We start from the raw sequence: 20,643 nt of genomic DNA, 5'->3' as shown, positions 1-20,643 counted from the left end.
CGGGACCGGTTCCGCACGTGTGACGGAACGCACAGCAGTTGGGGCATTCCTGCGACAAAAAAGAAGACCGCCCTAAACGGACGGCCTCCCTTTTGTTACGAAACCCAAGCGCAGTGCGCTTCGGGATTATTTATCCAGCGATTCGCTCCAGTCGTGCACCATCGTGCCCTCCAGGAACTTCTCGGCGTCCATCGCCGCCATACAGCCAGTTCCGGCTGCCGAAATGGCTTGGCGGTACCGGGTATCCTGCACGTCGCCGCAGGCGAACACGCCGGGGATATTGGTCTCCGTCGTGCCCGGACGAACCGCAATGTAGCCGTTCCCGTCGGTCGTAATCTGCCCGCCGAGGAAGCCGGTATTCGGCGTATGGCCGATGGCCACGAACACGCCGCTGGCTTCCACCAGCTCTTCCTCGCCGGTCTCGTTGTTGCGGACGCTCAGTCCCTTGACGGCGCCCTGCTCGTCCGTCGCCACCGCAAGCGGCGTACGGTTCAGCGCCCAGGAGACCTTCGGGTTCTCCTTCGCGCGGTCCTGCATGATCTTCGAGGCCCGCAGCTCGCCGCGGCGGTGAACGACCGTGACTTCCGAAGCGAAGCGGGTCAGGAAGCTGGCTTCCTCCATGGCGGAGTCGCCGCCGCCGACGACGACGATTTTTTTGCCGCGGAAGAAGAATCCGTCACAGGTGGCGCAGGTGCTGACGCCGCGTCCCACGTTCTCCTGCTCGCCCGGAATGCCGAGGTAACGCGCCGAGGCGCCTGTGGAGATGATAACCGTCTCCGCCTCCAGGGTGCCCATACCGCTGACAGTCAGCTTGAACGGACGCTGCGAGAGATCGACCGATTCCACCCATCCGTTCTTGAACTCGGCGCCGAAGCGCTCCGCCTGCTTGCGCATATTGCCCATAAGGTCAGGTCCCAGAATACCTTCCGGGAATCCGGGGAAGTTCTCGACTTCCGTCGTCGTCGTCAGCTGACCGCCGGGCTGCAGCCCTTCGATTACGAGCGGATTCAGGTTGGCCCGCGCCAGATAGATCGCAGCGGTCAGCCCGGCGGGTCCGGTTCCGATTACAATGGTTTTGTACATAGGCTTGTTGGCCTCCTCGTCATGGATGGAATTCTGCAAAATCAAATACAGGCACATCAGCTTCAGGCGATCAAGGTTGACCGGCGGGGTGTCCCCCCTCTTAGGAAGGCTCCATGCCGATCAGATGATGCAGCCGGCTCAGCGCCGCTTCTTCCACTTCTTCGCCCTGCGTCGGCAGCGGCTGCTGCGCCAGCTCGCGCAGCACTTCGGCCAGCTCGTTGTCGCCGATCCAGTCCAGCGCCTCCAGCACCTGCCGTCTCAGGGCGGTGTCTCCGTAGCGGAGCGCCCAGAAGAAGGAGGAGCGCAGCAGCGGGTTGCTGCGGGCCTGCTCCGCGAAGCTGCCCGAGCGGTCCTTCCACTGCTTGAGCTGTTCCTGGAAAGGAAGCTGGTAGTTGTAGCTGACCGGCGGCAGCGGTTCGCCCGCGGCGGCCGACCGCCCGAGCTGGGCGAGATAGAAGCCGGGTACCGCCGAATCCGGGTCGGCCTTGCCGGCCTGCCGCCAGCGGCGCTCCGCTTCGGCGTACAGACCGCTGTTGCAGGCTGCGGCCGCGCAGTAATGCAGCAGCACGGCATCTGCGCCGGCCTCGCCGTTCTTCAGGAGGCGGCGGAAATGCCCGTAAGCGGCCCGGTGCCGGCCGAGAATGCCCATCGTCGTCGCCAGCTTGAAGACATGCTCTTCATGAAACGGCAGCATGTTCTCCAGACGGCAAAGAAGCGACTCCGTCTCTTCTCTTTTACCCTCGTATTGCAGAAATATCGCCAGATTGCACAGCGCATGCAGATTGCCCGGCTCCAGTTCCAGCACGCGAGCGATGCTGGCCTTGGCTCTGGCGAAGCGTCCCATATAGAAATGCGCAAGCGCCAGATTATTATGCGCCGCCAGGAAATCGGGTACCTTCTCGACGATCTCCTCCAGCATCTGTACGGCTTGGGGGAACTGCCCCTCTTCCAGCAGCGTCCGGGCCTGCTCGTGTTCGGCCATGCCCTCCCGGCTCTTGATCCGGTGCGGCGCAACCGGACGGTCCAGCTCATGGCGCAGAAGCTCCATCAGCTCTTCGGACTCGGCCAGGAACTCGCCGCTCGGGTCCTCTTCCAAATAAGCGATCAGCGAACGCTCCGCCTGCTCAAACTGCTCCATATTGGCATAGTTGTTCGCCATGTAGAAATGGCATTCCGTCATCGCCGGATCAATGGCTTCCAGCACATGGGCCAGCACCTCGTTCGAGGCCTGATAATCGCCCATTTCCGACAGGATACCGGCCATATTGCAATGATTGACCGGGTTCTCCGGCTCGTATTCAACCGCTTTGCGGAAATTTCTCAGCGCTTTGTCGTATTGCAGCTTGTCGAGCGAACGAACCGCCCGTTCAAAGAAAAAATGCGCATCCAGCGTAACGGACAGCAGCTTCCCGCTCTCTCCGCCCCGCTCTGATGTCTGTTCGATCATGGAAGCAAAGCACCTCCTTATCTGCTTCCCTTCTTGCCTGGGCCGCCTTCTCCATCCTTGTCATGGGGCGACCGTCATCCAACAGTATATCATAAATGCACGGCCAGTTCCCGGCAAGTAGGGCTTGAAGATCAACATGGGGAAGCGGGCGGAAAGGCAAGAGGCTCAGTTAAGCGGGAAGACAGCACATCTGGCGGGACGGCCGCAAAAAAACGCGGGCTCTAGATGCCCGCGTCCTCCCGAAGCTTGTCGATGGATCCGCCTTCCATGATAATCCGGGTCGCCCGGGCGAGAATCGTCGCTACGGACAGCACCTTGAAGGTGTCCGGGTGCGTCTCCGGCAACGCAATCGAGTCGGTGACGACAACCTCCTCGATGCCCGGATGGCTCAGCTTCTCCAGCGCTTGCCCGGAGAAGAGTCCGTGGGTGGCGCAGATAATGCTCTTGTTCGCGCCCCGCTCCAGCAGTCCTTCGACCACATTCACGATGGTCGTTCCGGTATCGATCAGATCCTCGATAATGACGGGCGTTCGTCCCTCGACATCGCCGATGACATGCGTGATGACCGATTCATTGTGAGCCGGGCGCTTCTTGATCATAATGGCGAACGGCGAATCCAGCCGGCTGGCCAGCTTCTCCGCCATCGAGGCCCGCCCCGCATCGGGAGAGACGACGACCACATCCCGCAGCCCCTTCGTCTTCAGATAACCGCTGATGAGATCAAGCGCGGTCAGATGGTCGACCGGAATATTGAAGAACCCTTGAATCGCCGCGGCGTGCAGATCAATCGTCAGCACGCGCGTCGCTCCGGCGGTCGTCAGCACATCCGCGACCATCTTGGCCGAGATCGGCTCCCGCGGAGCCGATTTCCGCTCCTGGCGGGCGTAGCCGTAGTACGGCACAATAATGTTGATCGTCCGCGCCGAGGCGCGCTTGGCGGCATCGATCATTACAAGCAGCTCGACGAACAGCTCGTTGATCGGATGCGACAGCGACTGCACTAGGAAAACATCGCAGTTGCGAATGCTCTCCTCGTAGTGGACATAGATCTCCCCGCTGAGAAACCGGGTAAGCTTGATCGGCCCGAGCTCTACCCCGAGGCGCTGGGCAATGTCCGCAGCCAGCTTCGGGTTGGATGAGCCGGAGAAAATGCGCAGATGAGGCTGCTGGAAATCCGCCATCATGGGTCCTCCCTTTTTTGAAAATACCGATACTTGAACCGGCTCCGCCGGGAACCTACAGCGGGACCGCCGACCGGCGCCGTCCCTCGAATACCGCCAGCTCCGTGAAGCCGATCTCCCGGAGCTGCGCCCGGGCGGCGTCCAGGCCTTCGCCGAGCTTGGCCGGATCATGCGCATCCGAGCCCAGCGTCAGCGGTATGCCGAGCGCCCGCGCCTCCCGCAGCAGATACGGCGCGGGGAACATCTCCTTGCAGGGCTTCGTGAGGCCCGAAGCGTTCAGCTCCATGGCGGCGCCGGAAGCGGCGATGCCCCGCAGCGCATCCAGCGCCAGCTCCCGGGCTTCGGCGCGGCCCTCTTCCGTGTCCGGGCCGAAGCCGAATCTTTTGACGACATCCATATGTCCAATGATATCATACATCCCCGTTGCCGCCGAACGCTTCACCGCCCGGTAATAGGCCCGATAGACCTCCAGCGGATCGCGGCCTTCCCAGCCCGCCGTCTGCCGGAAATCCGTGATGTCCCATTCTCCCAGAAAATGGACCGAGCCGATCAGATAATCCCACGGATACGGCTCCAGCACCCGCGCAATCTCCTCTTCATAGCCTTCGATATAATCGGCTTCCAGACCGACCCGGATTTCGATGCTTCCCCGGTACTTCTCCCGCAGCTCGAGGCACTCCTCCACATAGCGCGGCAGCTCGGACAGCGGCATCGCCATCTCCGGATAATAGCGGTCGGGGTCGACGTGAAGAAGCGGCAGATGGTCGGACAGCCCAAGCTGGCTGTAACCGAGCCCAATCGCCCGTCGCACATAATCCTCCAGCTTGCCTGAGGCGTGTCCGCAGCGCTCATGATGGGTATGATAATCGATCAACACGGCCATGGTTCAAGCCTCCTTCTAATCGCGGCGCGGACGCTCGTGCCGGGCGCTCAGCTCCGCCATAATCTCATCAAGCGGCAGCTTGCGCTCCTGCAGCAGGACCAAGAGATGGTAGATCAAGTCGCTGACCTCCAGCCGAAGCTCGGCATTATCCTTGTTCTTCGCGGCGATAATCGTCTCCGAAGCCTCTTCGCCGACCTTCTTCAGAATCTTGTCCACGCCCTTGTCGAACAAATACGTCGTGTACGCGCCTTCCGGCCGCGCCGTCTCCCGTTCGGCAATGACCCGCTCCAGCTCCGCCAGCACGGCAAAACGTCCCGCGCCTTCCGAGGAAGCCGCCTGCGCCGTGCTCGCCGCATTCGTCCCATCCGCAGCCGAAGGGACAAGCCCGCCCAGCGAGGGCGTCTCGCCCTGCTGCTTGTCCTGCCGTTCTTCTGCCGGAGGCAGTTCCCGGAAGAAGCAGGTTCTCTCCCCGGTATGGCAGGCCGGTCCGTCCGCACGCACCAGCACGAGCAGCGTATCGCCGTCACAGTCGTACAGGACCCGGTCCACCCGCTGCGTATTGCCGGAGGTGGCCCCTTTATGCCAGAGCTCGCTGCGGGAGCGGCTCCAGAACCAGGTCTCTCCGCTCTCCAGCGTCAGTTGAAGCGATTGTTCGTTCATATAGGCGAGCATCAGTACCTCGCGCGTATCGGTATCCTGCACGATGGCCGGAACCAGCCCGTCCCCGTTCCAGCGGATTCCCGGCGCCCCGTAAGTCTGGCTGCCGATTTCCTGTCGTCCGTCGCTCATCGAATCTCCACTCCTCTGTTCTTCAGGTCGGCCTTCAGCTTGCCGATCGCAATTTCCTTATAATGAAAGATGGTCGCCGCAAGCCCCGCGTCGGCCTTCCCTTGCGTGAAGACTTCGTAAAAATGCTCCTCCCGGCCCGCTCCGCCGGAGGCAATGACCGGAATATCGACCGCGTCCGCAACGGCCGCCGTCAGCTTCAGATCGAAGCCGTCCTTCGTTCCGTCGGCATCCATGCTGGTCAGCAGAATCTCGCCGGCTCCCAGCCTTTCGGCTTCCCTGGCCCACGCTAACGCCCGCAGACCCGACGGCTTGCGTCCGCCGTGGGTGTACACCTCCCACTCGCCCCACTCGGGATTGAACCGGGCGTCCAGGGCCAGCACGATGCACTGGGAGCCGAAACGCTGCGCGCCTTCCGCGATCAGCGCCGGGTTCGTCACCGCCGCCGTGTTGATCCCGATCTTGTCGGCGCCGGCCCGCAGAATCGCCTTCATATGTTCCGGCGACGAGATGCCGCCGCCGACCGTGAACGGGATCGAGATCTCTCCGGCCGTCCGCCGCACGACCTCGATCATTGTCGCCCGCCCCTCCACCGAGGCGGATATATCCAGGAACACCAGCTCGTCGGCGCCTTCGCGGTCATACAGCGCCGCCAGCTCCACCGGGTCGCCGGCATCCCGCAGATTCACAAAATTCACGCCCTTGACGACCCGCCCGTCCTTCACATCCAGGCAGGGAATGATCCGTTTTGCCAGCATGGGGTCCCTCCTCTCTTCCTCTTCTCTCTATTCTGCTCTCTGCCCAGCTCACTGTGCCTTCGCCTAAGCCCGGGGCTCCAGCGCTCCAAGCGCCTCCGGCAGCGAGATTGCGCCCGTATAGATCGCCTTGCCGACAATGGCCCCGCCGACTCCCGCATCCCTGTGGGCGCTCAGCCGCAGCAGATCGTCCAGCGCGCTGACCCCGCCCGAAGCAATCACCGTCTTCCCGCTGGCCTTCGCCATCGACAGAATTCCTTCCACATTCGGCCCCTGGAGCATGCCGTCCCGGGAAATGTCCGTATAGATGAATGTCTCGGCTCCCTTGACCGCCAGCGACTTCGCCAGATCCTCGGCCCGCACCTCGGAGAGATTCAGCCAGCCCCGCGTCGCCACGTAGCCGTCCTTGGCGTCGATACCGATGGCGACCCGGTCGCCGTATTTCGCGAGCACCGCTTCCGTGAAGGCCGTATCCTCAATCGCCGCCGTGCCGATAATGACCCGGCTGACGCCGACCGCGAACAGGCGCTCCACATCGGCCAGCGAGCGGAGCCCGCCTCCGACCTGCACCGGCACATTCACGACCGAAGCAATGGCCCCGATGACGGCATCGTTGATCGGATGACCCGCCTTTGCCCCGTCGAGATCAACCAGGTGAATGTACTTCGCTCCCTGCGCCTCCCAGGCTTTGGCCGCCTCCAGCGGATTCTCGTGGTAGATCGTCTCCTGATTATAGTCCCCCTGCTTCAACCGGACGCATTTGCCCCCCAGAATATCGATGGCCGGATATACGATGAATGATGACATGGCCGTTCCCCCGCTTCCCTGTATTGGTTCCCCGCGCGGCCGGCCCCAATCGGTTCCGCCGCCTTCTTTCGCTACAGCTCCAGCTTCATAAAGTTCTCCAGCAGCCGTCTCCCCGGCTCCCCGCTCTTCTCCGGGTGGAACTGCATGCCCATCACGCTCCCGCGCCCGACGACTGCCGTTACCGGGTGTCCGTAATCCGACACCGCCAGCACATCTCCCGGCTCTTCCGCCAGGGCATGATAGGAATGGACGAAGTACACATGCCCTTCGTCCAGCCCCGCCAGCAGCGGGTGCTCCGGCTGAAGGAACCGCAGCCGGTTCCAGCCCATATGCGGCACCTTGTAGCCTTCGCGCGGCTCGAACCGGACCACGCGGCCCGGCAGCAGGCCGAGGCCCTCGTGGGCGCCGTATTCCTCGCCCCGGGTGAACAGCAGCTGCATCCCCAGGCAGATGCCCAGCAGCGGCTGCCGCCCTTCGGCGGCTACCTCGAGCACCGCCTGATCCAGCCCGGTGTCCCGGAGATGCGCCATCGCATCTCCGAACGCGCCTACGCCCGGCAGGATAACCCGGTCAGCCGCCAGAATCTCGGCAGCGTCGCCGGTTACCAGCGCTTCCTGCCCCAGCCGTTCAATCGCCTTCGCGACGCTGTGCAGATTGCCGATGCCATAGTCTACGATGGCGACCGCCATATTTACAGCACTCCCTTCGTCGAAGGCACGCCCTTGACCCGCGGGTCGATGGACGTGGCCTCGTCGAGCGCCCGGCCGAGCGCCTTGAACACCGCCTCGATCATATGGTGGGTATTGCTGCCGTAATGCACAATCACGTGGAGCGTAATGCGCGCCTCCAGCGCGAATTTCCACAGGAACTCCTGCACCAGCTCCGTAGAGAAGCTGCCGACCTGGGAAGAGGGATACTGCGCCCGGTACTCGAAATGCGGCCGGTTGCTGATGTCGATGACCACCTGGGCCAGCGACTCGTCCATCGGCACGAACACGCTGGCATACCGCTTGATGCCCGCCTTGTCGCCGAGCGCCTCCCGCAGCGCCTGGCCGAGACAGATCCCGATGTCCTCCACCGTGTGGTGATCGTCGATCTCAATGTCTCCCTTGGCCGTCACGTCCAGATCGAACTGTCCGTGCTTCGTGAACAGGTCCAGCATATGGTTCAAAAAGGGCACATCCGTGTTCAGCTCCGCCTGCCCGCTGCCGTCTACGGCCAGAGACAGCTTGATATCCGTCTCGTTCGTTCGGCGGGACAGCGCCGCCTGTCTGCTCGATTCCTTATTCTCCATGGCTCGTTTCCCCTTTCGCTTCGCGCTCCAGCCGGATTTCTATCGCCCGCGCGTGGCCCTCCAGCCCTTCCCGGCGCGCCAGCTCCATGATGGCAGCGCCGTTCTGCAGAAGCGCCTCCCGGCTGTAGTAGATCAGGCTTGATTTCTTGATAAAATCATCGACGTCCACCGGCGACGAGAACCGCGCCGTCCCGTTCGTCGGAATAATATGATTCGGCCCGGCCCAATAGTCGCCCACCGGCTCCGAACTGTACGGGCCGAGGAAGATCGCGCCGGCGTTCCGGATCGCGCCGGTCAGGCCCATCGGGTCCCGCGTCACGATTTCGAGGTGCTCCGGCGCCAGCCGGTTCACCACCGCAATCCCTTCCTCCAGGGACCCGGTCACAATGATCGCCCCGTACGCCTCCACCGAGGCGCGGGCGATCGGTTCGCGCGGCAGCGCGGCAAGCTGCCGCTCCACTTCGGCGGCGACCTGGTCCGCCAGCCGCTGGGACGGGGTGACGAGAAGGGCCGAGGCCATCTCGTCGTGCTCCGCCTGCGACAAAAGGTCCGCGGCGACGTAGGCCGGCTCGGCGGTATCATCCGCCAGCACCACAATTTCACTCGGCCCGGCGATGCTGTCGATATCGACGGCCCCGTACACCTCGCGCTTGGCCAGCGCGACATAGATGTTGCCGGGCCCGCAGATCTTATCGACCGGAGGGACCAACTCCGTGCCGTAGGCCAGTGCGGCTATCGCCTGCGCGCCGCCGATCCGGTAGATCTCGCTTACACCCGCTTCCGCGGCCGCCACGAGAATATACGGATCAATGCCTTCTCTGCCGCCGGTCGCGGGCGGGGTTACCATGACGATCTCCGGAACCCCGGCGATCTGGGCCGGGATGACATTCATCAGCACCGAGGAAGGATAGGCAGCCTTCCCGCCGGGAACATAGACTCCGACCCGCTGAAGCGGCCGGATGATCTGGCCCAGGACGCTGCCGTCCGGCTGCAGATCCATCCAGGAGTTGCGCTTCTGCCGGGCATGGAAAGTGCGGATGTTGTCCGCCGCTCCCCGGATTGCCTTCACGAATGAAGGCTCCACCTCTTCATACGCCGCCTTCAGCTCCACCTCCGTTACCCGGATGCCTCCGGCATCCAGCCGGACGCCGTCGAACCGCTCCGTATAGCGGAACAGCGCGGCGTCCCCTTCCTTTTTGACCCCGGCCACAATTTCCCGGACCGCAGCATTCTGCTCCGGTGTGCCGTAATCCACATCCCGCCGCAGTTCAAACTCGCTTGCCGTTACTATCTTCACTGCCCGCTTCCCCCTTCTGCTCCCGCTCTCCCGTACTTACCGCTGCGCAGCCCGGATGACGGGCTCCAGCCGGTCGCACAGCTGCTGAATCTCCGCATTCTTCATCCGGTAGCTGACCCGGTTCGCCACAAGCCGGCTCGTAATGCCGAAGATGCTCTGAAGCTCCACCAGCCCGTTCTCGCGCAGCGTCTGTCCCGTCTCCACCATATCCACAATCCGGTCAGCCAGCCCGATCAGCGGGGCCAGCTCGATGGAACCGTTGAGCTTGATGACCTCGACCTGCTGGCCTTGCTCGCGGAAATACCGCGAGGCTACATTCGGATACTTCGTCGCCACCCGCTGCTGAATGCCCGGCTTCCAGTCGGGCAGGCCGATGATGGACATCCGGCACCGCGCGATGCCGAGGTCGAGCAGCTCGTAGACGTCCCGGTCTTCCTCCAGCAATACATCTTTGCCGACGATGCCAATATCCGTCACGCCGTATTCCACATAGGTCGGCACATCGACCGGCTTGGCCAGAATAAATTCCATCCCCGCCTCCGGTACCGGAATCACCAGCTTGCGGGTCGCTTCGGCATCTTCCGGAACCGGCAGTCCCGCCGCCCGGAAGAGCGCCGCCGCTTTATCGTAAATCCGCCCCTTGGGCATCGCTACCTTCAATACCTGTGCCACTTCCGCCGCCTCCCTGTGTCTTCTATTCCGCTCTGTTCGCAGCGGGAGCGGCATAGGTCACGACCTCGGCGTATTCCTCTGCCGGAGCTGCCGCCTCGCTAGCCGCCGCTGAACTCCCTTCGCGGGCCGCCGCAACAAGCCGCGTGATGACCTTTCTGCCCTCCGCCCGCAGCCGGGCTGCCGCCTCCAGCGCTTCCCGCCGCCGGGACGCCTCGTACCGAACCAGCACCGGCAGCGCGGTATCCGCCGCGGCCTCCTCCGGCACGCCGTCCAGAATCCGGTTCGTCTTGAGCGAGAAGCCGGTGGACGGCACATCCCGGCCGAACTGCTTCAGCAGATTGTCATATCGGCCCCCGCTGCATACCGGGAATCCGAGGTCCGAAGCATAGCCCTCAAAGGTCATGCCGGTGTAATAGCTGAAGTCCCCGATCATCGTCAGATCGATCAGCACATGCTCAGAGACGCCGTAGGCCTCCAGCACTTCCCATACCCGGCACAAATGCAGGATCGATTCCCGGGCGAGCGGGTCGCCGCTCAGCGACAGCGCCTGGCCGCAGATCTCCTTGCCGCCCCGCAGCCGGAGCAGGCCCTCCATCTCTTCCTTCAGATTGCCCGGCAGCGCGAGCCGCTCCAACGTCTCGCGGAAGGCCACATAGTCGCGGCCCAGCAGATGGCTCTTCAGCTCTTCCTGCGCCTGCGGCTGTCCGGGCAGCGTCTCCTGGAACAGACCGTTCAGGAAGCCGACATGGCCCATCGCAATGCGAAAAGACCGTACCCCCGCCGCCTGAAGCGAAGCGATGGCCAAAGCCACGACCTCGGCGTCCGCCTCCGCCGAGTCGTCCCCGACCAGCTCCACGCCGGTCTGGTAGAATTCCGCCTCGCGGCCGGCTTCTTCTTCAATGGCGCGGAACACATTGGCGTGATACGACAGCCGCAGCGGAAGCGGCTCGTCCCGGAGCAGCGAAGAGACCACCCGGGCCACCGGCGCCGTCATCTCCGAACGCAGCACCAGCGCCTGGCCGCGGTTGTTCAGCAGTTTATACAGCTTCTGATCGGAAGTGGAGCTGGCCACTCCGACCGTATCGTAATACTCCAGCGTGGGCGTCATGATCTGACGGTAGCCCCAGAGGCTCATGCATTGCAGCACATCATTCTCGATCTTGCGCAGCTTGCCGACGGCGCGGGGCAAATAATCGCGTACGCCGACCGGCTTCTCGAAGCCTTTCGGTTTCGACATGTCGGGATTCACCTCATCCATATGCGAATCGGCCTTCGGGCCGTTGGTTCGTTGTTCACTTGCCGGAATATCCGCTTTACCGCACCACTCACTCCGGACAATCGCTTTATTATGGTAAAGTGGTAGTAAAGTAAAGGATTTTTACTATGGTACCACGGCCTGTGAAGTTCCGTCAATTGCGGCGCTTGGCTCTTCTTTACAATTCCCCTTTCGGGGTGTTCTTCCTCCCTTGCGGCCCTTCCGGGTCTGAAATATTTCCCGGGCTTCTCGCGCCCGCATTTCCCAAGAACCGGTAATGGCTAGTCAAAAAGCCCGTTCCCGCCAAGCTTCAAGCGGGAACGGGCTCCTATCGGGGACCCGGCAGTCGTCTCCTGCCGTTGGGACCAACCGGCTATCCGGTCTTGCCAGCCGAACGGACGCCGGCATCGGTACGATTCTTCGCGGACCGCCGGGGCGCCGAGCCGAACAGAATCCAAGCGGGCTTCACATAGCGGAAGGCCAGCGCCACGACCACCCAGGAGATCAGCAGGGCTGACAGGAATCCGCCGAGGATTGCCAGCGAATAGGCGGCGTAGCCGCCGTGAAAATCAATCCGCCGATACACATACAGAACGGCGGGATGCATCAGGTAAATCCCGAACGAACAGGCCCCCGCCGATACCAGAAGGCGGGTGAACAGGCTCCGTCCCGCTCCGTACAGCAGGAAGGACAGCCGGAACAGGATCAGGCACGACAGCAGCGCGTGGGCATTGGCGAATCCTTCGTACCAGAAGCTGTTGATGACCGTTTTGTCCGTGTACGTCGTATACCAGAGCTCCACATGAACGATGCCGGCGGCCAGCCACAGCAGCCACAGAACCGCCCAGAGTCCGGTCCGGCCCCTGCCCTTGGAACCGGGGGACGGGACGAGCCAGCTTTTGACGGTCGGGTAGTAGACGGCGATCGCCGCCCCCAGCAGGAAGTAGGAGAAGTAAGAGATGGACAGGCTCCCCTTGGACAGATGCCACAGATCATGGCGAACCATATATTTATTCAGCACGACGAAGCCCCACTGCAGCGCGAGACCGGCCAGCGGCGCCCAGGCGGCGATGCGGCGGTTCTTCTGCAGCACCCACAGGAAGAGCGGGAACAACACATAGAACTGAATAATGATGACAATATAGTACAGATGCGTATACGCCGTACCCGTCCACAAATACTTGAACAGCTTGGCCCCCATCTCCCCTGCCGGGGTTCCCCAGGCATGTCCGGCTTGAAGCTTCAGTCCGTAGTAGAGAAGCGAGAAGACGACATACGGAACTACGATATATGTCAGGCGCTTCCGGTAGAACGTAAGCAGCGTGCGCCCTCCCAGCGGCCGGTCGATATAATTGTAGAACAGCACGAAGCCGCTGAGGAAGACAAAGGACGGCACGGCGAACTGACTGAATTTATTGATGTACAGAAAAGGGTGAAACAGCGGTGTGTTCAGCGTCTCCGCCAGCGTCCGCGAGGTTGCATGGATAGCCAGCACCGCGAGAATCGCGATGGCCCGGAATATATCCAGCTGCGGAATGCGTTCTTTGGATGCCATTTAAGATTCCTCCTCATCTCTGTCCGAGTGGAGGTCCGCCGCAGCCTCTGACCGGCTTGCCGGCTTCAGCTCCCGCAGCGGATTCCCGCCGACTCTCGCCCCGGGCGGCACATCCCGGTGTACAACCGACCCCGCCGCCACTACAGCGCCGTCTCCGATTGTCACTCCCGGGAGAATCGTGGTGTTGGCTCCGATCATGACCCGGCTGCCGATCACCACTTCGCCCAGCCGATACTCGTCGATCAAGTATTCGTGGGCCAGAATGGTTGTATTATAGCCAATGATTGAATTGTCGCCGATCGTAATCTTCTCCGGAAAGAACACATCGACCATCGCCATCAGGCCAAAAGCCGTATGCTCCCCGACCTTCATACCAAGCGCATGGCGGTAAATCCAGTTCTTCACCTTCAGATTCGGGCAGTACCGGCACAACTGAATCCAGATAAAATTCTTGATCCCCTTCCAGGGGCTCACGCTCCGGTAAATATGCCACAGCGAGTTCTCGCTCTCTACGGGATATGAGGTCGTCCTTCTCACTGGCTCCCCCGTCCTCCCGCAGCAAGGGCCAGCAGCTCGCCCATCTCTTCAATGATATAGTCGGGTTCATAGCGTCTGAGCGTCTCCGGCCCCTTCAGCGACCAGGCCACGCCGGCGGAGAGCACGCCTGCCGCCTTCGCCGACTGGATATCCGCCGGACTGTCGCCGACCATCAGCGTCTTCCCCGGGGCTGCCCCAAGCTGCCGCAGCGCCGTCAGCACCGGCTCCGGATGCGGCTTGGGATGCGTAACCTCATTGACGGTTACAATCGTCTCCATATACTTTGCCAGATCGAACATGTCCAGCGCCCGAATGGTCGTCGGCCGGATCTTGGTCGTTACCACACCCAGCTTCACGCCCCGGCGATGCAGTTCCTCCAGCGTCTTATCCACTCCCGGAAAAGCCTGAATCAACCGATCATGATGCTCATTCTGATACGACCGGTAGGCCTCTTCCAGCTCCTGCACCTCGGTTCGTCCGGTGAACGCCGTCAACTGATGCTTCAGGGTCGTCCCCATGTGGGGAATCATTTCTTCCCGCGTCGGCAGCGGAAGACGGTGAGTCTCCAGCGCATAACGGAACGAGCTGAGAATCAGCTCGTTCGTGTTTACAATCGTTCCGTCCAGATCGAACAGCATGCAACTTATCATTTACCGTTTCTCCTCGGGCTGATCCGGCGGCGAAGCCGTCCCGGTCTTCTCTTGGTCTTTGGTCTTGGCGAGTCCTGACTGTTCGCTTGGCTCACCTTGCGCAGCCGAACGATCCGGAACACGATCCGGGGCGGCCGGGGATGCCATTTCTTGTCCCTCGGGCTGCTGCTTCGAAGACACAATCGGGTCCAGATAGCGGGCCTGGGCCGCCCCGGTAACCCGGCGAATGATGATAATCGCCACCGCGGCTACAACAAGGAGCAGCGCCAGCAGCTGAGAGGTCCGGATATTGCCGTAGTTCGGGTCGAAGCTGCCCTGCTCGAATCCCATCCATTCCATCGGCTTCCACAGCGTATTCAGCATGGAGGCAACTCCTGTGCTGCCGTTGAAGCCCAGACTGTCTGTCCGCAGCGCTTCAATGAAGAAACGTCCGATGGAGTACCAGATGAAGTAGGACATGAACAGCTCACCGGCGCGCAGGAATTTCTGGCGACGGAGAATGAACAGCACGGCGATGCCGACCAGACTCCACAGCGATTCATAGAGGAAGGTCGGATGATGATAGGCGCCGTTTATGTACATTTGGTCTACAATGAAGTCCGGAAGATGGAGCTTGTCTCTCAAAAAGGTCTCGGTCGCCGGTCCGCCATAGGCTTCCTGGTTGACAAAGTTGCCCCACCGGCCGATCATCTGACCGGCCAGAAGCGAAGGCGCGCATATATCCGCGATTCGCCAGAACGAATAGCCTTTGCTGCGCGTGTACAGAATGGCGCAGATAATAGCGCCGATAAGTGCTCCGTAAATGGCAATGCCGCCATTCCAGATTTTAAAGACATCAATTAGATTGTTCTTATAGTCCTCCCACTTGAACGCCACAAAATATATCCGCGCCCCTACAATGGCGGACGGCACGCCCAGCAGCAGCAGATCCATGAAGAACTCCTGCGGCATCCCGAAGCGGCGGCCTTCCCGAATCGCCAGGTAAAGCCCGGTAAGCGCGCCCAGACCCAGAATCAATCCATACCAATGCACCTTCAGCGCACCGATCGAGAAGGCGATCGGGTCCAGTGCGAGCGGAAATCCATGCATTATGCTTACCCCCTAATCGAGATCATCCATATCTTCCGAAATGGTCGCCGTCAGCTTCTGCGTGAATTGCATCGCTGCATTGAAGCCCATCTGCTTCAACCGGTAATTCATCGCCGCTACTTCGATAATGACGGCCAGATTTCGGCCCGGGCGGACCGGTATGGTTACGAGGGGCACATCGGTATCAATAATGCGCGTCGTCTCTTCGTCCAGCCCCAGACGGTCGTACTGCTTGTCCTGCTGCCAGGCTTCCAGACGGACAACGAGCGTGATCCGCTTATGGTTGCGGATAGCTCCGGCGCCGAACAGCGTCATGACATTGATAATGCCGACCCCGCGGATTTCCAGCAAATGCCGGATCAGCTCCGGCGCCGTGCCGTGCAGCTGGTTATCGGAAGTCTGGCGAATCTCTACCGCATCATCGGCGATGAGCCGATGGCCGCGTTTGACGAGCTCCAGCGCCGTCTCGCTCTTCCCGATGCCGCTGCTCCCCGTAATCAGCATACCGACTCCGTATACATCGCAGAGCACGCCGTGAATGGTTGCTGTCGGCGCGAGTCTTCCTTCCAGGAAGCTGGTCAATCGGCTGGAGAAAATTGTGGTCGCCATCGCGCTGCGAAGAACCGGCAGCTGCTTCTCGTTGCTGATGCCAATCAGTTCCTGCGGCACTTCCAGCCCGCGTGTAATGACAATGCACGGCGTCCGGTCGTCGCAGATCCGGCGAAGCCGGGCTTCCCGCTCCTCGGTAGGCAGCATGCTGAAGAATGCCAGCTCTGTCTTGCCCAGCAATTGCACGCGGTCTTCGGGATAATATTCAAAATAACCGGCCATCTCCAGGCCGGGACGGTTCAAATCGTCCACTGTAATCGGCCGTTTCAGGCCCTCGTGTCCCGATATGACCTCCAACTGAAAATGCTGTACCAGCTCAGATACCTTAACCTTCTTGGCCATCTTCTAATTCTTCCTTTCGTCGCCCAGCTTGGTGGCGATCCGTTCTCCGCAATTTCCGGACGGATTCCAGCTCTCTGACAGTTGGTAATTCTCCTGTTATCTTATCGGATACCATGCGCTATTGCAATCATGCTGTACCGGGGGCAGCAAGACAAAGAAAGCCGCGTTTTCCTCATCGGAAGACGCGGCCTTCATATTCAATCGGCGGGCTGCCGATTCTTATCCCAGCAGAATGTTCAGCTCGGATTCCTTGTCGAACAGGTGAATTTTGTTCATGTCGACTGCGAGTTTCGGCTTGCTGCCTTCGCGAGTCGTCGAACGTCCGTCCACACGGGCGATTACGGTATCTTTGCCTACGCCGCTCAGGTAGAGCAGCATTTCATGGCCCAGGTTCTCGGTAACGTCAACCAGAGCAGTGAAGATCGTTCCAGGCGAAGCTTCCAGGAATACCGGCTCTTCGTGAATGTCTTCCGGACGAACGCCCATGATGACTTCCTTGCCGATATAGCCTTTGCTGCGAATCGTCTGGGCTTTGCCGCCAGGAACTTCTACGTCCAGGTTCTCGGCTTTGAAGCGAACGGCTCCGTTCGACTCGGACAGCGTACCATGAATGAAGTTCATCGTCGGGGAACCGATAAAGCCTGCTACGAACAGGTTCTCCGGATAGTTGTACAGTTCTTCCGGGGAAGCGGCCTGCTGAATGATGCCGTCCTGCATAACGACGATGCGGTCGCCCATGGTCATAGCTTCCGTCTGGTCATGCGTTACGTAGATACAAGTCGTTTCAAGACGTTTTACGAGCTTCGTGATTTCAGCGCGCATCTGACCGCGCAGCTTGGCATCCAGGTTGGACAGCGGTTCGTCCATCAGGAACACTTGAGGATCACGTACAATTGCGCGGCCCAGGGCAACACGCTGACGCTGACCGCCGGAAAGCGCCTTCGGCTTGCGCTCAAGCAGATGCTCGATATCGAGGATCTTGGCAGCTTCGCGTACTTTCTTGTCGATCTCGTCTTTCTTGACTTTGCGCAGCTTCAGACCAAACGCCATGTTCTGGTACACGCTCATATGCGGGTACAGGGCGTAGGACTGGAACACCATCGCGATATCGCGGTCTTTCGGGGCTACGTCGTTCACAACGCGGTCGCCGATGAACAGCTTGCCTTCCGAAATTTCTTCCAGACCGGCGATCATGCGCAGAGTCGTGGATTTCCCGCAGCCGGAAGGACCGACGAGTACGAGGAATTCCTTATCTTTAATGTCGAGGTTGACATCGATAACCGTGGCTTTATCGGAACCCGGGTATTTCTTGAACACATGCTCTAAACGTACGCCTGCCATTGAACTTCCCCCTTGAATCGGAATAAATTCGCAATAACTTATAGTCCTATCTTACCCCAGTCTTTATGTAAACGCTATTTGTAACGTTCACAAAAAACCTATTTCCTTTTCGTCACTTTATACAATAGCAGCGTCAGCTTCACAATAGCCGCATCCCCGAATACCCGGACATCGGCGCCGGTCTCCTGCTTGATCTTGTCAAGCCTGTACAGGAGCGTATTGCGGTGAATGTAGAGCTTCTTGGCGGTCTCGCTCACATTGCACTCCATCTCGAAGAACGTTTCGAGCGTAAGCAGCATTTCCTTGTCGGCCATCACCGAGGCGAACTGGCCGAACTGCTCCAGCAGAAGTCTCCGCCGGGACTCCGGGATACTGTTGACCAGCCGCTCCAGGTGAAGCCTCCAGGGCAAATGAATGTATTCCCCTATCTGAAAAATCCGCCCCAATATCAGCGTCTCACGCAGAAGCGCCGTACTGCCTACCAGCTCCTTGGCCGGAACCATGGCCGGCGCGACCCCCAGATGGAACAGGCCGCCCCACTCGGAGGCGATCAGCTCGTGCAGCCCCATCGCCGCCTGAGCGAGCAGATCCTTTGTATCGTAGTCTTCGTCTTCTTCCTTCTCTTCGCTTCCGGTGAGCAGCTCTTCCCGGGCCAACACCAGCCATTCCTTGTCCTGCAGCGGAATCAGCAGAGCCGTTTTGTCCAGATAGCTCCTCACCAGCTTCATCAGCGAGCCGTAAGTCAATTCCGGGGCCCCTACCGTCTCGCTCACCAGCAGAAAAGGAATCATGCTGCCGAATGTCCGGCTCTTTAGCCCCATCTCCTCCGGGATCTCGGCATCGCGTTGATCCTGCTCGAGCTGCCGTTCCAGCCAGGCCCCCAATTCTCTGGCTTCCGTTTCTCCTTCTTCTTTGTGAGCCGATGATAATGTCGGAGCCATAACCACGTTGGCTGCGGCCAGCGAAATCAGTTCCTGTTCCAGCGCGGTCAACCCTTCGCCGTCAATCCAGAGTGCCGTGGTCTTGCCTTCCTGCTCGTGAAGCCGCACCCACAGCCGGGCGCCTGCTAACACTGGAGCGCTCCCCTGTTCCTCTACGCCAAAAAGAGAAGCAGCCTGCTGCTTCCCCATCAACTCAATCCCCGTATTTCTTCCGGTAATTTGTCCAAGCCTAAGCCGTAGCGTTTCACTGTTCATTGCCACCTGCGCCCCACCACTTTTGCTTTTTTCATTATTTTATCACACTTTGTCGAATGAGTAGAAATCTCAATGGAACGGATCCGTACCTTTAAGCCTCTGCAAGTGCTTATTGATCCAGATGGCGGCGATGGCCCCTTCGCCCATGGCTACCGTTGCCTGCTCGGCATGCACGCCGAGGTCGCCTGCAATCCATACCCCTTCCACATTCGTCGTAAGCGACCGTGAGTCGGCTTCCACATGCTTGTTCTTGTGAAGTTCGAGTCCCAATTGTTCCGCCAGCTCGGAGTGGACCGTATTCCCGCCAAAAGCAATGAACCCGCGCTCGGCCTCCAGCCTCTCACCGCTCTCCAGCCGAACGCCGGTAAGCATCCCGTCGTCCTCTTCCTCAATGGCAGCGGCCGCCTGTTCCAAGTAGCGTACCCCCAGAGACTCCAGGCGTTCAAGCTGTTCGGCAGACAGGGGCTGCCGCTCGTGATTGAGATAGGTCAAGTCGTCTGTGCGCGCAGCCAGAATCAGCGCCATCTGATATCCGGCCGTCCCGGAACCAAGCAGTACCGTCTTCCGGCCCTGAATCTCGAAGCCGTCGCAGTCCGGGCAGACATAGACGGATCTTCCCAGACAGCGCGTGAGACCGGGCAGAGAGGGATAACGGTCCATGATCCCCGTCGCCAGCAGAACAGTTCTTGCTTTGTATCGCTTCCCCTCGGCGCCTTCCAGTTCGAATTGTTCCCCCTGCTTGCCGGCCTTTATAATAGTATCCGTTGCAAAAAGCACGCCGGCCCGCTCCGCCTGAAGCCGCCCCCTGGAACGCAACTCCTCCCCGGAGATGCCATCCGGGAAGCCAAGGATATTATGATAGCTTCTGCAAATGGAAGAGCGGCCCGCGCCTTTGTCGACGACCAAAATCCGGTGCGCCGAATAGCGGCCTAACTGAATGGCCGCTTGCAGACCGGCAAAGCCGCCGCCGACAATTACGGTATCATATATCATGGAAGAAATTCCTCATTTCACATTTGGATTATCTTATATTTAAACGAATCCGGTTATTTTAAACTCCCTTGCCGGTCTGTCCCCAAGCAGAGACAACAAAAAAGCCGTCCTTCGAAAAGGACAGCTTGTCATTTATATAACTGGTGGAGGCTGATGGATTCGAACCACCGAACTCGTACGAGAACAGATTTACAGTCTGCTGCGTTTGGCCACTTCGCTAAGCCTCCATAAAAAGTGGCTCGGGACGGAATCGAACCGCCGACACGAGGATTTTCAGTCCTCTGCTCTACCGACTGAGCTACCGAGCCATATTCGGTTGTAAAAAATGGCGGAACCGACGGGATTCGAACCCGCGATCTCCTGCGTGACAGGCAGGCATGTTAGGCCTCTACACCACGGTTCCGCATTTGATTACAATGGTGCCGGCGAGAGGACTTGAACCCCCAACCTACTGATTACAAGTCAGTTGCTCTACCAATTGAGCTACACCGGCATGTTACTAATTCCGTACTTACCACTCACTAAATGAGTGGTGGAGGCTGAGGGGTTCGAACCCCCGACCCTCTGCTTGTAAGGCAGATGCTCTCCCAGCTGAGCTAAGCCTCCAGGTATGTATGGTAGCGGCGGAGGGGATCGAACCCCCGACCTCACGGGTATGAACCGTACGCTCTAGCCAGCTGAGCTACGCCGCCATACGAAGAACTATAAAATTGAGGATGGCGGAGAGAGAGGGATTCGAACCCTCGCACCGCTTACGCAGTCTAACCCCTTAGCAGAGGGTCCCCTTATAGCCACTTGGGTATCTCTCCATCCAATGGTCCAGGCTTGATCGCCTGAAAACCGGATCCGAAACTCACATTGCAACTTCTTT

General features: G+C 60.1%; 20 protein-coding genes and 7 tRNA genes. All 27 read right to left on the bottom strand.

The window, feature by feature from the left end; translation table 11 throughout:
• Positions 1 to 126: 126 nt before the first annotated feature.
• Entirely contained in the window at positions 127 to 1,083 is a 957-nt protein-coding gene (gene trxB / locus F4V43_RS13125; protein ID WP_150458703.1) for a thioredoxin-disulfide reductase, read from the bottom strand.
• Positions 1,084 to 1,183: 100 nt separating this feature from the next.
• Positions 1,184 to 2,530 (bottom strand): tetratricopeptide repeat protein, encoded by a 1,347-nt coding sequence (locus F4V43_RS13120; protein WP_411898463.1) that lies wholly within the window; start codon positions 2,528 to 2,530, stop codon positions 1,184 to 1,186.
• Positions 2,531 to 2,751: 221 nt separating this feature from the next.
• The gene (locus F4V43_RS13115) at positions 2,752 to 3,711 is read right to left on the bottom strand and encodes a ribose-phosphate diphosphokinase (RefSeq protein ID WP_150458702.1); all 960 of its coding nucleotides are present in this window, start codon (positions 3,709 to 3,711) and stop codon (positions 2,752 to 2,754) included.
• 55 nt (positions 3,712 to 3,766) lie between these two features.
• On the bottom strand, positions 3,767 to 4,588 hold the full coding sequence (hisJ, locus tag F4V43_RS13110; protein ID WP_150458776.1) for a histidinol-phosphatase HisJ: 822 nt from the start codon (positions 4,586 to 4,588) through the stop codon (positions 3,767 to 3,769).
• A gap of 21 nt (positions 4,589 to 4,609) precedes the next feature.
• Positions 4,610 to 5,383 carry a bifunctional phosphoribosyl-AMP cyclohydrolase/phosphoribosyl-ATP diphosphatase HisIE gene (gene hisIE / locus F4V43_RS13105; RefSeq protein ID WP_150458701.1) on the bottom strand — a complete coding sequence of 258 codons (774 nt, stop codon included), beginning with the start codon at positions 5,381 to 5,383 and terminating at the stop codon, positions 4,610 to 4,612.
• Positions 5,380 to 6,138, bottom strand: a complete 759-nt coding sequence (gene hisF / locus F4V43_RS13100; RefSeq protein ID WP_150458700.1) for an imidazole glycerol phosphate synthase subunit HisF — start codon at positions 6,136 to 6,138, stop codon at positions 5,380 to 5,382. Before hisF ends, hisIE begins: the two co-directional genes overlap by 4 nt.
• Positions 6,139 to 6,201: 63 nt before the next feature.
• Positions 6,202 to 6,942, bottom strand: coding sequence for a 1-(5-phosphoribosyl)-5-[(5-phosphoribosylamino)methylideneamino]imidazole-4-carboxamide isomerase (gene hisA / locus F4V43_RS13095; RefSeq protein WP_150458699.1), 741 nt, complete (start codon positions 6,940 to 6,942; stop codon positions 6,202 to 6,204).
• Between the two features lie 71 nt (positions 6,943 to 7,013).
• Entirely contained in the window at positions 7,014 to 7,631 is a 618-nt protein-coding gene (gene hisH, locus F4V43_RS13090) for an imidazole glycerol phosphate synthase subunit HisH (protein ID WP_150458698.1), read from the bottom strand.
• A 2-nt stretch (positions 7,632 to 7,633) separates the two neighbouring features.
• Positions 7,634 to 8,236: an imidazoleglycerol-phosphate dehydratase HisB gene (hisB, locus tag F4V43_RS13085; RefSeq protein ID WP_150458697.1), complete on the bottom strand. Its 603-nt coding sequence runs from the start codon at positions 8,234 to 8,236 to the stop codon at positions 7,634 to 7,636.
• Positions 8,226 to 9,533, bottom strand: a complete 1,308-nt coding sequence (hisD, locus tag F4V43_RS13080) for a histidinol dehydrogenase (RefSeq protein ID WP_150458696.1) — start codon at positions 9,531 to 9,533, stop codon at positions 8,226 to 8,228. Before hisD ends, hisB begins: the two co-directional genes overlap by 11 nt.
• Positions 9,534 to 9,569: 36 nt before the next feature.
• Entirely contained in the window at positions 9,570 to 10,205 is a 636-nt protein-coding gene (gene hisG, locus F4V43_RS13075) for an ATP phosphoribosyltransferase (RefSeq protein ID WP_150458695.1), read from the bottom strand.
• A gap of 22 nt (positions 10,206 to 10,227) precedes the next feature.
• Positions 10,228 to 11,442: an ATP phosphoribosyltransferase regulatory subunit gene (locus tag F4V43_RS13070; protein ID WP_150458694.1), complete on the bottom strand. Its 1,215-nt coding sequence runs from the start codon at positions 11,440 to 11,442 to the stop codon at positions 10,228 to 10,230.
• Between the two features lie 391 nt (positions 11,443 to 11,833).
• Positions 11,834 to 13,015 (bottom strand): acyltransferase, encoded by a 1,182-nt coding sequence (locus F4V43_RS13065; RefSeq protein ID WP_150458693.1) that lies wholly within the window; start codon positions 13,013 to 13,015, stop codon positions 11,834 to 11,836.
• Positions 13,016 to 13,552, bottom strand: a complete 537-nt coding sequence (locus F4V43_RS13060) for an acyltransferase (RefSeq protein ID WP_150458692.1) — start codon at positions 13,550 to 13,552, stop codon at positions 13,016 to 13,018.
• Positions 13,549 to 14,202, bottom strand: coding sequence for a pyrophosphatase PpaX (gene ppaX, locus F4V43_RS13055; protein ID WP_150458691.1), 654 nt, complete (start codon positions 14,200 to 14,202; stop codon positions 13,549 to 13,551). Before ppaX ends, F4V43_RS13060 begins: the two co-directional genes overlap by 4 nt.
• The gene (gene lgt, locus F4V43_RS13050) at positions 14,203 to 15,291 is read right to left on the bottom strand and encodes a prolipoprotein diacylglyceryl transferase (protein WP_150458690.1); all 1,089 of its coding nucleotides are present in this window, start codon (positions 15,289 to 15,291) and stop codon (positions 14,203 to 14,205) included. It abuts the gene before it with no gap.
• A 12-nt stretch (positions 15,292 to 15,303) separates the two neighbouring features.
• Positions 15,304 to 16,242, bottom strand: coding sequence for an HPr(Ser) kinase/phosphatase (gene hprK / locus F4V43_RS13045; RefSeq protein WP_150458689.1), 939 nt, complete (start codon positions 16,240 to 16,242; stop codon positions 15,304 to 15,306).
• 219 nt (positions 16,243 to 16,461) lie between these two features.
• Positions 16,462 to 17,583: an ABC transporter ATP-binding protein gene (locus F4V43_RS13040; protein WP_150458688.1), complete on the bottom strand. Its 1,122-nt coding sequence runs from the start codon at positions 17,581 to 17,583 to the stop codon at positions 16,462 to 16,464.
• 98 nt (positions 17,584 to 17,681) lie between these two features.
• Positions 17,682 to 18,656: a PucR family transcriptional regulator gene (locus tag F4V43_RS13035; protein WP_223879884.1), complete on the bottom strand. Its 975-nt coding sequence runs from the start codon at positions 18,654 to 18,656 to the stop codon at positions 17,682 to 17,684.
• Positions 18,657 to 18,848: 192 nt separating this feature from the next.
• Entirely contained in the window at positions 18,849 to 19,772 is a 924-nt protein-coding gene (locus F4V43_RS13030; RefSeq protein ID WP_150458687.1) for an NAD(P)/FAD-dependent oxidoreductase, read from the bottom strand.
• A 141-nt stretch (positions 19,773 to 19,913) separates the two neighbouring features.
• A tRNA-Tyr gene (locus F4V43_RS13025) sits at positions 19,914 to 19,999 on the bottom strand.
• An 8-nt stretch (positions 20,000 to 20,007) separates the two neighbouring features.
• A tRNA-Phe gene (locus F4V43_RS13020) sits at positions 20,008 to 20,080 on the bottom strand.
• Between the two features lie 18 nt (positions 20,081 to 20,098).
• Positions 20,099 to 20,175 (bottom strand) — tRNA-Asp (locus F4V43_RS13015).
• Between the two features lie 14 nt (positions 20,176 to 20,189).
• A tRNA-Thr gene (locus tag F4V43_RS13010) sits at positions 20,190 to 20,265 on the bottom strand.
• A gap of 37 nt (positions 20,266 to 20,302) precedes the next feature.
• A tRNA-Val gene (locus tag F4V43_RS13005) sits at positions 20,303 to 20,378 on the bottom strand.
• Positions 20,379 to 20,387: 9 nt separating this feature from the next.
• Positions 20,388 to 20,464: transfer RNA gene (locus F4V43_RS13000), tRNA-Met, on the bottom strand.
• A 25-nt stretch (positions 20,465 to 20,489) separates the two neighbouring features.
• A tRNA-Ser gene (locus F4V43_RS12995) sits at positions 20,490 to 20,581 on the bottom strand.
• Between the last annotated feature and the right edge of the window lie 62 nt (positions 20,582 to 20,643).

Origin of the sequence: Paenibacillus spiritus (genome assembly GCF_008710135.1) — a bacterium.
Lineage (GTDB): Bacteria > Bacillota > Bacilli > Paenibacillales > Paenibacillaceae > Paenibacillus_AQ > Paenibacillus_AQ glufosinatiresistens.
Note: the sequence above shows the minus strand (reverse complement) of the source record. Positions and strands in the feature narration are given on the sequence as shown.

Excerpts from the sequence above, each read along its gene's own strand:
- F4V43_RS13070 (WP_150458694.1), bottom strand. The coding sequence starts at position 11,442 with ATGTCGAAACCGAAAGGCTTCGAGAAGCCGGTCGGCGTACGCGATTAT.
- hisA (WP_150458699.1), bottom strand. The coding sequence starts at position 6,942 with ATGTCATCATTCATCGTATATCCGGCCATCGATATTCTGGGGGGCAAA.
- lgt (WP_150458690.1), bottom strand. The coding sequence starts at position 15,291 with ATGCATGGATTTCCGCTCGCACTGGACCCGATCGCCTTCTCGATCGGT.
- F4V43_RS13030 (WP_150458687.1), bottom strand. The coding sequence starts at position 19,772 with ATGATATATGATACCGTAATTGTCGGCGGCGGCTTTGCCGGTCTGCAA.
- ppaX (WP_150458691.1), bottom strand. The coding sequence starts at position 14,202 with ATGATAAGTTGCATGCTGTTCGATCTGGACGGAACGATTGTAAACACG.
- hisIE (WP_150458701.1), bottom strand. The coding sequence starts at position 5,383 with ATGAGCGACGGACGACAGGAAATCGGCAGCCAGACTTACGGGGCGCCG.
- hisF (WP_150458700.1), bottom strand. The coding sequence starts at position 6,138 with ATGCTGGCAAAACGGATCATTCCCTGCCTGGATGTGAAGGACGGGCGG.
- hprK (WP_150458689.1), bottom strand. The coding sequence starts at position 16,242 with ATGGCCAAGAAGGTTAAGGTATCTGAGCTGGTACAGCATTTTCAGTTG.
- F4V43_RS13115 (WP_150458702.1), bottom strand. The coding sequence starts at position 3,711 with ATGGCGGATTTCCAGCAGCCTCATCTGCGCATTTTCTCCGGCTCATCC.
- F4V43_RS13040 (WP_150458688.1), bottom strand. The coding sequence starts at position 17,583 with ATGGCAGGCGTACGTTTAGAGCATGTGTTCAAGAAATACCCGGGTTCC.
- hisB (WP_150458697.1), bottom strand. The coding sequence starts at position 8,236 with ATGGAGAATAAGGAATCGAGCAGACAGGCGGCGCTGTCCCGCCGAACG.
- hisH (WP_150458698.1), bottom strand. The coding sequence starts at position 7,631 with ATGGCGGTCGCCATCGTAGACTATGGCATCGGCAATCTGCACAGCGTC.
- trxB (WP_150458703.1), bottom strand. The coding sequence starts at position 1,083 with ATGTACAAAACCATTGTAATCGGAACCGGACCCGCCGGGCTGACCGCT.
- F4V43_RS13065 (WP_150458693.1), bottom strand. The coding sequence starts at position 13,015 with ATGGCATCCAAAGAACGCATTCCGCAGCTGGATATATTCCGGGCCATC.
- F4V43_RS13120 (WP_411898463.1), bottom strand. The coding sequence starts at position 2,530 with ATGATCGAACAGACATCAGAGCGGGGCGGAGAGAGCGGGAAGCTGCTG.